Source organism: Pseudomonas sp. SYWMCR5 (assembly GCF_057197165.1).
The window spans coordinates 67375-80137 of the sequence record NZ_JBXUNH010000005.1 but is presented as its reverse complement, the minus strand read 5'-3'; the positions used below and the strand labels follow the sequence as shown (position 1 = coordinate 80137).

11 protein-coding genes are annotated in these 12763 nt (G+C 63.6%); 9 read left to right on the top strand and 2 right to left on the bottom strand.

The genetic code is table 11. From position 1 onward, the window contains the following. Positions 1–194 precede the first annotated feature (194 nt). The 3 genes from AC2CGW_RS14950 to AC2CGW_RS14940 all read left to right on the top strand — a co-directional run bounded on the left by AC2CGW_RS14950 (position 195) and on the right by AC2CGW_RS14940 (position 3610). Positions 195–1550 (top strand): nucleobase:cation symporter-2 family protein, encoded by a 1356-nt coding sequence (locus AC2CGW_RS14950; RefSeq protein ID WP_065861332.1) that lies wholly within the window; start codon positions 195–197, stop codon positions 1548–1550. A 137-nt stretch (positions 1551–1687) separates the two neighbouring features. Next, the gene (locus AC2CGW_RS14945) at positions 1688–2473 is read left to right on the top strand and encodes an outer membrane protein OmpK (RefSeq protein ID WP_063543971.1); all 786 of its coding nucleotides are present in this window, start codon (positions 1688–1690) and stop codon (positions 2471–2473) included. Between the two features lie 354 nt (positions 2474–2827). Beyond that, complete coding sequence (locus AC2CGW_RS14940; protein WP_288375290.1) at positions 2828–3610, top strand: outer membrane protein OmpK; 783 nt, start codon at positions 2828–2830, stop codon at positions 3608–3610. Between the two features lie 54 nt (positions 3611–3664). On the opposite strand, the gene AC2CGW_RS14935 is transcribed toward AC2CGW_RS14940, so the two are convergent. After that, a complete protein-coding gene (locus tag AC2CGW_RS14935) occupies positions 3665–4579 on the bottom strand; it encodes a DUF808 domain-containing protein (protein WP_186666728.1) in 915 nt (304 codons plus the stop codon). Between the two features lie 131 nt (positions 4580–4710). Here AC2CGW_RS14935 and AC2CGW_RS14930 point away from each other — a divergent pair, with 131 nt between their 5' ends. Continuing rightward, positions 4711–5322: a TetR/AcrR family transcriptional regulator gene (locus tag AC2CGW_RS14930; protein WP_054893651.1), complete on the top strand. Its 612-nt coding sequence runs from the start codon at positions 4711–4713 to the stop codon at positions 5320–5322. 66 nt (positions 5323–5388) lie between these two features. On the opposite strand, the gene AC2CGW_RS14925 is transcribed toward AC2CGW_RS14930, so the two are convergent. Then, positions 5389–5829 carry a GlcG/HbpS family heme-binding protein gene (locus tag AC2CGW_RS14925; protein ID WP_186666729.1) on the bottom strand — a complete coding sequence of 147 codons (441 nt, stop codon included), beginning with the start codon at positions 5827–5829 and terminating at the stop codon, positions 5389–5391. A 257-nt stretch (positions 5830–6086) separates the two neighbouring features. Here AC2CGW_RS14925 and gcl point away from each other — a divergent pair, with 257 nt between their 5' ends. The 5 genes from gcl to pyk all read left to right on the top strand — a co-directional run bounded on the left by gcl (position 6087) and on the right by pyk (position 12598). Beyond that, on the top strand, positions 6087–7862 hold the full coding sequence (gcl, locus tag AC2CGW_RS14920; protein WP_151924134.1) for a glyoxylate carboligase: 1776 nt from the start codon (positions 6087–6089) through the stop codon (positions 7860–7862). Positions 7863–7916: 54 nt separating this feature from the next. Then, positions 7917–8699, top strand: coding sequence for a hydroxypyruvate isomerase (gene hyi, locus AC2CGW_RS14915; RefSeq protein WP_484574236.1), 783 nt, complete (start codon positions 7917–7919; stop codon positions 8697–8699). 129 nt (positions 8700–8828) lie between these two features. Beyond that, positions 8829–9722 (top strand): 2-hydroxy-3-oxopropionate reductase, encoded by an 894-nt coding sequence (locus AC2CGW_RS14910; RefSeq protein WP_186666731.1) that lies wholly within the window; start codon positions 8829–8831, stop codon positions 9720–9722. A gap of 189 nt (positions 9723–9911) precedes the next feature. Beyond that, a complete protein-coding gene (locus AC2CGW_RS14905) occupies positions 9912–11186 on the top strand; it encodes a glycerate kinase type-2 family protein (protein ID WP_186666732.1) in 1275 nt (424 codons plus the stop codon). After that, positions 11183–12598, top strand: a complete 1416-nt coding sequence (gene pyk / locus AC2CGW_RS14900) for a pyruvate kinase (protein WP_186666733.1) — start codon at positions 11183–11185, stop codon at positions 12596–12598. Before AC2CGW_RS14905 ends, pyk begins: the two co-directional genes overlap by 4 nt. Positions 12599–12763: the final 165 nt, after the last annotated feature.

Below are 12763 nucleotides of genomic sequence, written 5' to 3'. Positions count from 1 at the left end.
CACTTCCTGTTTGTGGGAGCGGGCTTGCCCGCATAGAGGCCGGTGCTGCCGGCCTCGCTTCCAATGAAACACCGCAACAAGCAAGCATCGAGCGTTCGACCTCTGGCGGGAACCCCAGGCCCTTTGAACAAAGGGCCTGCCGCCCGAGGCCGCCCGCTTGGATCCGAGAATAAAAACAAAACTCGAGGTGCTGCATGTCCGAGTCACCCAAGGCGTACATCCCCGTTGCGCCGCCACGACAGCCCCTGCCCCTGTTCCAACTGATCCTGGTGGGCCTGCAACATGTCCTGCTGATGTACGGCGGCGCCATCGCCGTACCGCTGATCATCGGCCAGGCCGCCGGGCTGTCCCGTGAAGAAGTCGCTTTCCTGATCAACGCCGACCTGCTCGTGGCCGGCGTCGCCACCATCATCCAGTCGTTCGGCATCGGCCCGGTGGGCATTCGCATGCCGGTGATGATGGGCGCAAGCTTCGCCGCCGTCGGCAGCATGGTGGCCATGGCCGGCATGCCCGGCGTGGGCTTGCAGGGGATCTTCGGCGCGACCATCGCTGCCGGGTTCTTCGGCATGCTGATCGCGCCGTTCATGTCCAAGGTGGTGCGCTTCTTCCCGCCATTGGTCACAGGCACCGTGATCACCTCCATCGGTCTGTCGCTGTTCCCGGTCGCGGTCAACTGGGCTGGCGGCGGGCAGCAGGCGGAAACCTTCGGCTCGCCGATCTACCTGATGGTCGCAGGCCTGGTGCTGGCCGTGATCCTGCTGATCAATCGCTTCATGCGTGGCTTCTGGGTCAACGTGTCGGTGCTGGTGGGCATGGGCCTGGGGTATGTGCTGGCCGGTTCCATCGGCATGGTCGACCTGTCGGGCCTGAACGAAGCGCCGTGGCTGCAGGTGGTCACACCGCTGCACTTCGGCATGCCGACCTTCAGCCTCGCGCCGATCCTGTCGATGTGCCTGGTGGTGGTGATCATCTTCGTCGAGTCCACCGGCATGTTCCTGGCCCTGGGCAAGGTGACCGACCGCGAAGTGACACCCGGCATGCTGCGTCGCGGCCTGCTGTGCGATGCCGGCGCCTCGTTCGTAGCCGGTTTCTTCAATACCTTCACCCATTCCTCCTTCGCCCAGAACATCGGCCTGGTGCAGATGACCGGCGTGCGCTGCCGCTATGTCACGGTGGTTGCAGGCGCACTGTTGATCCTGCTCAGCCTGCTGCCCAAGGCGGCCTTCCTGATCGCCTCGATCCCGCCTGCGGTACTGGGCGGCGCCTCCATTGCCATGTTCGGCATGGTCACCGCCACCGGCATCAAGATCCTCCAGGAGGCCGACATCAGTGATCGGCGCAATCAGTTGCTGGTCGCAGTCAGCGTGGGCTTCGGTCTGATCCCCGTGGTGCGTCCGGAGTTCTTTGCGCAGATGCCCCAGTGGATGGAGCCCATCACCCACAGCGGCATCGCCATGGCCACGCTCAGCGCCCTGGTGCTGAACGTGCTGTTCAACATCCTCGGGGGCGCCGAACGCGCGGCCCACAACGAGGCCTGTCACCCGCACTGAGTCAGCGGGCGGCGCCCTGGTCGCCCGTCTCATCCAAGCAGTGAAATGCAGTACCGGCGGCCCACGGGAGCGGGCCGTCCGGGGCGCCTGCGCGCCGAAGACACCTCGAACAACAACAAGAACACGGGAATTCGCACATGAAGCGCACCACCTCGTCCCTGCTGCTGGGCAGCAGCCTGCTGGCCACCCTCCCCGCGTTCGCGGGCGACTGGCTGCAATGGCACGGCGAAAGCCTGACCTACCTCTACGGCAAGGATTTCAAGGTCAACCCGGACATCCAGCAGACCATCACCTTCGAGCACGCCAACAAGTGGAAGTACGGTGACACCTTCCTGTTCATCGACAAGATCTTCTACAACGGCAAGACCGACGCCAGCAAAGGTGTGAACACCTACTACGGTGAATTCAGCCCGCGCCTGTCGTTCGGCAAGATCCTCGACCGCAAGCTGGCCTTCGGCCCGGTCAAGGACGTGCTGCTGGCCATGACCTACGAGCGTGGCGAAGGGTTGAACGCGGCCTACCTGATCGGCCCAGGGTTCGACCTGGACATCCCCGGCTTCAACTATTTCTACCTCAACATCTACCTGCGCAACACCGAGGGCAGTCGCCCCGGCGACAACGTCTGGCAGTTCACCCCCGGCTGGTCGTACACCATTCCCCTGGGCCGCTCCGACCTTCTGATCGACGGCTACATGGACTGGGTGACCGACAACGACCAGACCCGCCGCGGCACCTACCACGCCAACCTGCACTTCAACCCACAGGTCAAGTACGACCTGGGCAAGGCCCTCAACCTGGGCGCCAAGCAGTTGTATGTGGGCTTCGAGTACAGCTATTGGAAGGACAAGTACGGCATCGACAGCCGCGGCAATCTACAGAGCAACCAGAGCGTGGCCAGTGCGCTGGTCAAGGTGCATTTCTAAGAACCTGACCGAACGCCCAATTTTGTATCACCGCGCTCCAGGACGGAGCACTTGAGGACCGGCGCGCAAGCCAGTAATCTGCGCGCCCCCTCGCTCAGGGCAGGCCGGATCCTGCCCGCGTTTACTGACCGCTCAGTCAATGAATTCGGGCGGTTGGTCGATGTTTTGCCAGCCAGAAACACCCTTTTCATCCGTTCAGAACGACGTCGAGCAGGATGGTTGTGACCAACCCGGAAAGTTGGCGCAGCACTTGCCAGAGAGCTGTGGCCAACCCGAAAAAACTGACCCGAAAGACAAGAAAGGCGCCGACACGAGCGCTGACAGCAATATCCAATCAAGGGAGCGACACACGCAATGCGCATCATCAACAGCCTGATCCTCGCCGGCGGCCTGCTCGCCTGCGGCACCAGCTTCGCCGAAGACCTGCTGCAGTGGCAGACCAACAGCCTGACCTACCTCTGGGGCAAGAACTTCAAGGTCAACCCCGAGACCCAGCAGACCGTCACCTTCGAGCACGCCGATGCCTGGAAGTACGGCGATAACTTCATCTTCGTCGACAAGATCTTCTACCAGGGCAAGAAGGACGCCAACAACGGCCCGAACACCTACTACGGCGAGATCAGCCCACGCCTGTCGTTCGGCAAGATCTTCGACCAGAAGCTGGAGTTCGGCCCGGTCAAGGATGTGCTGCTGGCCATGACCTACGAGTTCGGCGAGGGTGATACCGAGGCGTACCTGATCGGCCCTGGCTTCGACCTGGCGATTCCCGGCTTCGACTATTTCCAGCTGAACTTCTACCACCGCACCACCGATGGCAGCCGTCCGGGTGATCATGTCTGGCAGATCACTCCGGTGTGGTCCTACACCATTCCCGTGGGCTCATCGGATGTGCTGATCGACGGTTTCATGGACTGGGTGGTGGACAACGACGAGAACAGCCGTGGCAGCTACCACGCCAACCTGCACTTCAACCCGCAGGTCAAATATGACCTGGGCAAGGCCTTGCACCTGGGCGAGAAGCAACTGTACGTCGGTATCGAGTATGACTACTGGAGCGACAAGTACGGGATCAAGGACAGCGATGCCTTCACCACCGACCAGAACACCATGAGCTTCCTGGTCAAGGTGCACTTCTGATCTGAGCGGTGGGTCTGCTTCGCGGGTAAAACCGCGAAGCAGACCCACCGACGATCACGCTGCTGGCCGCACCACCCGCCACAACTTGCCAACCACGCTCACCACCGCCAGCACCACTGCCCCGGCCACTACCCCCAGCACGCCATTGATCAACGCTCCGGTCAGTGCCCCGCCACGGCCGTCGGCAAAGGCCTCGATGGCGTGGTGCAACGGCGCGATGCCGTGCACGAGAATGCCGCCACCGACCAGGAACATGGCCGCAGTGCCGATCACCGACAGGCCCTTCATCATGTAGGGGGCCGCACGCAGGATGCCATTACCGACCGCTTGCGCCAGGCTCGAGCCCTTGCGAGTCAGCCACAGCCCCAGGTCATCGAGCTTGACGATTCCGGCCACCAGCCCGTACACACCCAGCGTCATGACCACGGCGATGCCTGATAGCACGATGATCTGCTGGCTCAGCGGCGCATCGGCCACTGTACCGAGGGTGATGGCGATGATTTCGGCGGAGAGGATGAAGTCAGTGCGCACCGCGCCCTTGATCTTGTCCTTCTCGAAGGCCACCAGGTCGACATTCACATCGGCCACGGCTTCCTTGCGCGCCATGTGCTGCGCCTGATCCTCCTCCTGGCTGTGCAGGAACTTGTGCGCCAGCTTCTCGAAGCCCTCGAAGCACAGGTAGGCTCCCCCCAGCATCAGCAGCGGCGTGACCGCCCAGGGGATGAAAGCGCTGATGAGCAGGGCCGCCGGCACCAGGATCGCCTTGTTCAGCAGCGAACCCTTGGCCACCGCCCAGACCACCGGAATCTCCCGTTCGGCCCGTACCCCGGTGACCTGCTGGGCGTTGAGCGCCAGGTCATCGCCCAGCACACCTGCGGTCTTCTTCGCCGCGACCTTGGTCATCAGCGAAACATCGTCCAGCACCGTGGCGATGTCGTCGATCAACACCAGTAAGCTGCTTCCTGCCATGTCGTTGTGTTTCCAATGATTGCAAAGGACCGATTCTAGCCCAATGCCGTCGCCTTGAGCCGTTCTCCGGGCCGGTGCTACCATGCCCGATCGCTATTAGAGGCGGCCAGTCACAGGAAGATTCAGACACCATGAGCACGATTCGCGAGCGCAACAAGGAACTGATCCTGCGCGCGGCCAGCGAGGAATTCGCCGACAAAGGCTTCGCCGCCACCAAGACCAGCGATATCGCTGCCAAGGCTGGGCTGCCCAAGCCGAACGTCTACTACTACTTCAAGTCGAAGGAAAACCTCTACCGCGAGGTGCTCGAGAGCATCATCGCGCCGATCATGCAGGCGTCCACGCCGTTCAACGCCGACGGCGATCCCAAAGAGGTGCTCAGCGGCTACATCCGCTCGAAGATCCGCATCTCCCGCGACCTGCCACATGCCTCCAAGGTGTTCGCCAGCGAGATCATGCACGGCGCCCCGCACCTGTCGCCTGGGCAGGTCGAGCAGCTCAACGAGCAGGCACGACACAACATCGAGTGCATCCAGCGCTGGATCGAGCGCGGCCAGATCGCCCCGGTCGATCCGCATCACCTGATGTTCAGCATCTGGGCGGCCACGCAAACCTACGCCGACTTCGATTGGCAGATTGCGGTGGTGACCGGCAAGGCAAAGCTCGCCGACAGCGATTACGACGCCGCCGCCGAAACCATCATCCGCCTGGTGCTCAAGGGGTGTGAGCCCGAGGCGGCCTGACGGTCGGCGTACACCGCTCCCACCCGTGGCCGACTGGCCCTGGCGGGAGCGCAGGCCAACGCTGTATCAGACAGCCACGCCAGCATCAGCCGTAAGCCCCAGCGCCTCGATGGCAGTGATTGCGCACTGCTCGTCGATGTCCGACGTGTCCCCGCTGACCCCCACCGCACCCAGCACTTTTCCCGCCTGATCCCGGATCAGCACCCCACCTGGCGCGGGTACCACCGACCGCTCGCCCAAGCCGTTCAACGCCGCGAAAAACGCCGGTCGCTGCTGCGCATCCAGCGCCAGCAGGCGTGACCCCTTGCCCAGGGCCACAGCCCCCCAGGCCTTGCCCATGGCCACCTGCGGACGTAACAGACTGGCGCCGTCCTCGCGTTGCAAGGCCAGCAGATGGCCGCCGGCATCCAGCACCGCCACCGTCAGCGGTGCGGCGTCGATCTTGCGCCCGGCGGCAAGGGCAGCGGCGACCAAGGTGTTGGCGACGTTGAGCGTCATTGCGTTCATGGAAAGGTCCTCTTCTTGTTGTGAGAAGCCCTGAGGGGCAGTTGAAAACCGATAAGCAAATAGAACACAACAGAAAGATTTTTTGTATACAATATTTTTGAACGATCGTACTCAATCAGATAGAGCGCCTTTTCTGTGGGGTTTCCAGCGAAAGCCAATCTACCCGATGAAAATACATTGACCTGAAGCTCAGAGCGTGAATACACTTTGGAGCAAAGTAGGTTGTATACAATTACAAAATCGATGAGGCACAAATCATGAGCAAAATGAGAGCAATCGATGCAGCCGTTCTGGTCATGCGCCGTGAAGGCGTAGAGACGGCATTCGGCATTCCCGGGGCTGCCATCAACCCGCTGTACTCGGCCCTGAAGAAAGTCGGCGGCATCGATCACGTCCTCGCTCGCCACGTCGAAGGTGCCTCGCACATGGCCGAGGGCTACACCCGCGCCAACCCGGGCAACATCGGTGTGTGCATCGGCACCTCCGGGCCAGCCGGCACCGACATGGTCACCGGCCTGTACAGCGCCTCGGCCGACTCCATCCCGATCCTGTGCATCACCGGCCAGGCCCCCCGCGCCCGTCTGCACAAGGAAGACTTCCAGGCCGTCGACATCACCAGCATCGTCAAGCCGGTGACCAAGTGGGCCACCACCGTGCTGGAGCCGGGCCAGGTGCCCTATGCCTTCCAGAAAGCCTTCTACGAAATGCGCACCGGCCGCCCAGGCCCAGTACTGATCGACCTGCCGTTCGACGTACAGATGGCCGAGATCGAATTCGACATCGACGCCTACGCGCCACTGCCGGTACACAAGCCTTCGGCCACGCGCATCCAGGCCGAGAAAGCCCTGGCCCTGCTCAATGACGCCGAACGTCCGCTGCTGGTCGCAGGTGGCGGCATCATCAACGCCGACGCCAGCGACAAGCTGGTCGAGTTCGCTGAACTGACCGGCGTGCCAGTGATCCCGACCCTGATGGGCTGGGGCACCATCCCTGACGACCACGAACTGATGGTCGGCATGGTCGGCCTGCAGACTTCGCACCGCTATGGCAACGCCACGCTACTCAAGTCCGACCTGGTGTTCGGCATCGGCAACCGCTGGGCCAACCGTCACACCGGCTCGGTCGATGTCTACACCGAAGGCCGCAAGTTCGTACACGTCGACATCGAACCGACCCAGATCGGTCGTGTGTTCACCCCGGACCTGGGCATCGTCTCCGACGCCGGTGCCGCGCTGGACGCCTTCCTGGAAGTGGCCCGCGAATGGAAAGCCGCCGGCAAGCTCAAGTGCCGCAAGGCCTGGCTGGAAGACTGCCAGGAGCGCAAGTCGAGCCTGCAGCGCAAGACCCACTTCGACAACGTGCCGGTCAAGCCGCAGCGCGTGTACGAAGAGATGAACCAGGTGTTCGGCAAGGACACCTGCTACGTCAGCACCATCGGCCTGTCGCAGATTGCCGGCGCGCAGTTCCTGCACGTGTACAAGCCGCGCCACTGGATCAACTGTGGCCAGGCCGGCCCGCTGGGTTGGACCATCCCGGCAGCGCTGGGCGTGGTCAAGGCCGACCCGAAACGCAAGGTGGTCGCGCTGTCGGGTGACTACGACTTCCAGTTCATGATCGAGGAACTGGCGGTCGGTGCGCAGTTCAACCTGCCCTACGTCCATGTGCTGGTGAACAACGCCTACCTCGGCCTGATCCGCCAGGCCCAGCGTGGCTTCGACATGGATTACTGTGTACAACTGGCGTTCGAGAACATCAACTCCAGCGAAGCCGGCAGCTACGGCGTGGATCACGTCGCCGTGGTCGAAGGCCTGGGTTGCAAGGCGCTGCGCGTGTTCGAGCCGGGCGAGATCGCCCCTGCCCTGCTCAAGGCGCAGAAAATGGCCGAAGAGTTCCGCGTGCCAGTGGTGGTCGAGGTGATTCTCGAGCGCGTCACCAACATTTCCATGGGTACCGAGATCAACGCGGTCAACGAGTTCGAAGACCTCGCACTGGTCGGCAACGACGCGCCGACCGCCATCTCGCTGCTCGACTGATTGCCGACGCCCCCGCGCAGGCTGCCGGGGGCTTTCATCTGCAAGGAGACAACCATGCCTCGCTTCGCTGCCAACCTGTCCATGCTGTTCACCGAACAGGATTTCCTGGCCCGCTTCAAGGCCGCCGCCGACGCGGGCTTCAGCGGTGTCGAATACCTCTTCCCGTACGATTTCAGCGCCAGCGACATCAAACAGCAGCTCGATGCCCACGGCCTCACCCAGGTGCTGTTCAATCTGCCTGCAGGCGACTGGGCCAAAGGTGAACGCGGCATCACCTGCCACCCCGACCGCGTCGAAGAGTTCCGCGCCGGCGTCGACAAGGCCATCGAATACGCCAAGGTGCTGGGCAACAAACAGGTCAATGCCCTGGCCGGTATCCGTCCGCAAGGCCTGCAGTGCGCCGATGTGCGCAAGACCTTCGTCGACAATCTCAAGTACGCCGCCGACAAGCTCGAAGCCGCCGGGATCCGCCTGGTCATGGAAATGATCAACACTCGCGACATCCCCGGTTTCTACCTGAACACCACCGCCCAGGCCCTGGAGATCCAGGCCGAGGTGGGCAGTGCCAACCTGTTCCTGCAGTACGACATCTATCACATGCAGATCATGGAAGGTGACCTGGCCCGGACCATGGAAACCCACATCAAGCAGATCAATCACATCCAGCTCGCCGACAACCCTGGTCGTCACGAGCCAGGCACTGGCGAGATCAACTACCGCTTCCTGTTCGAGCACCTGGACCGCATCGGCTACCAGGGCTGGGTGGGCGCGGAGTACAAGCCCAAGACCACCACCGAGGCCGGGCTCGCCTGGCTGAAAACCCATAACGCGATCTAACGAACACAGTCGCTCCCTGGGGGAGTAGGGCTTGTCCCGCGATGGCGGCGGTGAGCCCACCACCGCCATCGCGGGACAAGCCCGCTCCCACAGGATCCGCGCGTCCTATAACAAGAGAGGCACATTCTCATGGCTAAAATCGGTTTCATCGGCACCGGCATCATGGGCAAGCCCATGGCCCAGAACCTGCAAAAGGCAGGTCACAGCCTGTTCGTTTCCACCCACCACGATGCCGCCCCCGCCGACCTGATCGCCGCAGGCGCCGTGGCCCTGGCCAACCCTAAAGAGGTGGCGCAGGAAGCCGAGTTCATCATCGTGATGGTGCCCGACACCCCGCAGGTCGAGAGCGTGCTGTTCGGTGAGAATGGCGTCGGTGAAGGTGTCGGCCCGAACAAGGTGGTGATCGACATGAGCTCGATCTCCCCCACCGCCACCAAGGCCTTCGCCGAGAAAATCAAGGCCACCGGCGCCGCCTACCTGGACGCCCCGGTGTCCGGCGGTGAAGTCGGCGCCAAGGCCGCAACCCTGAGCATCATGGTCGGCGGCTGCCCGAAAGCCTTCGAGCGCGCCCTGCCGCTGTTCGAAGCCATGGGCAAGAACATCACGCGCGTCGGTGGCAATGGCGATGGCCAGACCGCCAAGGTGGCCAACCAGATCATCGTCGCCCTGAACATCCAGGCCGTCAGCGAAGCGCTGCTGTTCGCCGCCAAGAACGGCGCAGACCCGGCCAAGGTGCGTGAGGCGCTGATGGGCGGTTTCGCCTCCTCGAAGATTCTCGAAGTGCACGCCGAACGTATGATCAAGGGCACCTTCGACCCGGGCTTCCGTATCAGCCTGCACCAGAAAGACCTCAACCTGGCGCTGCAGGGCGCCAAGGAGCTGGGTATCAACCTGCCCAACACCTCCAATGCGCAGCAGGTATTCAACACCTGTGCAGCACTGGGTGGCAGCAACTGGGACCACTCGGCGCTGATCAAGGGGCTGGAGCACATGGCCAACTTCTCGATTCGTGACGACCAGTAATTTGTAAGCCATACCGGCCTCTTCGCGGGCAAGCCCGCTCCTAGGAGCGAAGAAGCCAACACCGCTGAACCTGCGACCACAGGCCCAGCGGTGACCCCGAGCAACACCCGCCCCTGGTTCGGCCTGCACGGAGGCAGTTCCAGGGGCGTTTTCGATTTCGCAGAACAACAAGAATTTTGGGAGCCTGCCATGTCGGTCGATCCACAGAAACTCCTGCGCGAGCTGTTCGACACAGCCATCGCCGCCGCCCACCCCCGTCAGGTCCTCGAACCTCACCTGCCCGCCGACCGCAGCGGCCGGGTCATCGTCATCGGTGCCGGCAAGGCCGCCGCCGCCATGGCTGAAGTGGTCGAGAAGAGCTGGCAGGGCGAAGTCTCCGGCCTGGTCGTGACCCGCTATGGCCATGGCGCCAATTGCCAGAAGATCGAGGTGGTCGAAGCCGCCCACCCGGTCCCCGACGCCGCCGGCCTTGCGGTCGCCAAGCGCGTGCTGCAACTGGTCAGCAACCTCGATGAAGACGACCGCGTCATCTTCCTGCTCTCCGGCGGCGGCTCGGCCCTGCTGGCACTGCCCGCCGACGGCCTCACGCTGGCCGACAAGCAGCAGATCAACAAGGCGCTGCTCAAGTCCGGCGCCACCATCGGCGAGATGAACTGCGTGCGCAAGCACCTCTCGGCGATCAAGGGCGGACGCCTGGCCAAGGCCTGCTGGCCCGCCACCGTCTATACCTACGCCATTTCCGACGTACCGGGCGATCTGGCCACCGTCATCGCCTCCGGCCCCACCGTGGCCGACCCCAGCACCTCGGCCGATGCCCTGGCGATCCTCAAGCGCTACGACATCGAGGCGCCCAAAGCGGTCATCGACTGGCTGAACAACCCGGCATCGGAAACCGTCAAGGCCGATGACCCAGCCCTGGCGCGCAGCCACTTCACCCTGATCGCCAAACCCCAGCAATCACTCGAGGCTGCCGCAGTGAAAGCCCGCCAGGCCGGTTTCAGCCCACTGATCCTGGGGGATCTGGAAGGTGAATCGCGCGAAGTGGCCAAGGTGCACGCCGGTATCACCCGGCAGATCGTCCTGCATGGCCAGCCGCTGAAGGCCCCCTGCGTGATCCTGTCCGGCGGCGAGACCACCGTCACCGTGCGCGGCAATGGCCGTGGCGGGCGCAACGCCGAATTCCTGCTCAGCCTCACCGAAAGCCTCAAGGGCCTGCCTGGCGTGTACGCACTGGCCGGCGACACCGACGGCATCGACGGCTCCGAAGAAAACGCCGGCGCCCTGATGACCCCGGACAGCTTCGGCCGCGCACAGGCCCTGGGCCTGTCGGCCAGCGATGAGCTGGACAACAACAACGGCTATGGCTACTTCGCTGCGCTCGATGCGTTGATCGTCACCGAGCCGACCCGCACCAACGTCAACGACTTCCGCGCCATCCTGATCCTCGAGACCTCGCAATCATGACGCCCGATAAAAAAGTGAAAATCCTCGCCACCCTGGGGCCGGCGATCAACGGCATCGATGACATCCGCCAACTGGTCGAGGCCGGGGTGAATATCTTCCGCCTCAACTTCAGCCACGGCGAACACGCCGACCACGCCCTGCGCTACCAGTGGATCCGCGAGGTCGAGCAGCAACTGAACTACCCGCTGGGCATCCTCATGGACCTGCAGGGGCCGAAACTGCGTGTCGGCCGCTTCGCCGAAGGCAAGGTGCAGTTGCAGCGTGGCCAGGCCCTGCGCCTGGACCTGGACAAGGCCCCGGGCGACAGCCGCCGGGTCAATCTGCCCCACCCGGAAATCATCGCCGCGCTGGAGCCCGGCATGGACCTGCTGCTCGACGATGGCAAGCTACGCCTGCGGGTCACCGCCAAGCACGCCGACGCCATCGACACCGAAGTGCTGGCTGGCGGCGAGCTGTCCGACCGCAAGGGCGTCAACGTCCCCCAGGCGGTGCTGGACCTCTCGCCGCTCACCGAGAAAGACCGCCGCGACCTGGCCTTCGGCCTGGAACTGGGCGTGGACTGGGTGGCGCTGTCGTTCGTCCAGCGCCCCGAAGACATCGTCGAGGCGCGCCAGTTGATCGGCGAACGTGCCTACCTGATGGCCAAGGTCGAGAAGCCCTCGGCGGTCGAGCAACTGCAGGCCATCGCCGAGCTGTCCGATGCGATCATGGTCGCCCGGGGCGACCTGGGCGTGGAAGTGCCGGCCGAGAGCGTGCCGCAGATCCAGAAGCGCATCATCAATACCTGCCGCCAACTGGGCAAGCCGGTGGTGGTAGCGACGCAGATGCTCGAATCGATGCGTTTCTCGCCCGCACCGACCCGCGCCGAGGTCACCGACGTGGCCAATGCCGTGGCCGAAGGCGCCGACGCGGTGATGCTGTCGGCCGAAACCGCCTCCGGCGACTATCCACTGGAAGCGGTGCAGATGATGAGCAAGATCATCCGCCAGGTGGAGAACGGCCCGGACTACCAGGCGCAGCTCGACGTCGGCCGCCCCAAGGCCGAGGCCACGGTTTCGGATGCCATCAGCTGCGCGATTCGACGCATCAGCGGCATCCTGCCGGTGGCGGTGCTGGTCAACTACAGCGAGTCAGGGGCCTCGACCCTGCGCGCCGCCCGCGAGCGACCGCGTGCGCCTATCCTCAACCTGACGCCGAACCTCAAGACCGCGCGCCGACTCAGCGTCACCTGGGGTGTGCATTCGGTGGTCAACGACCGTCTGCGCCAGGTCGATGAGATCTGCTCGACTGCACTGGAGATCGCCCAGGCGCAAGGTATGGCCAGCCGCGGCGACACCCTGCTGATTACCGCTGGGGTGCCATTCGGCCAGCCGGGGAGCACCAATACCCTGCGGATCGAGACTTTGATCTGAAGACCGGCTCTGCACTTTTGTAGGAGCGGCGGTTCGCCGCTGCGACTTGCCCGCGAAAAGGGCACCGCGGTGAATGGCACGGGCTGCGCCCATGTTCGCGGGCGAGCCCGCTCCTACAAAAAACAATCCGATGGCGCACAACCGAGGCCCGAAGAGGCCCAGCGC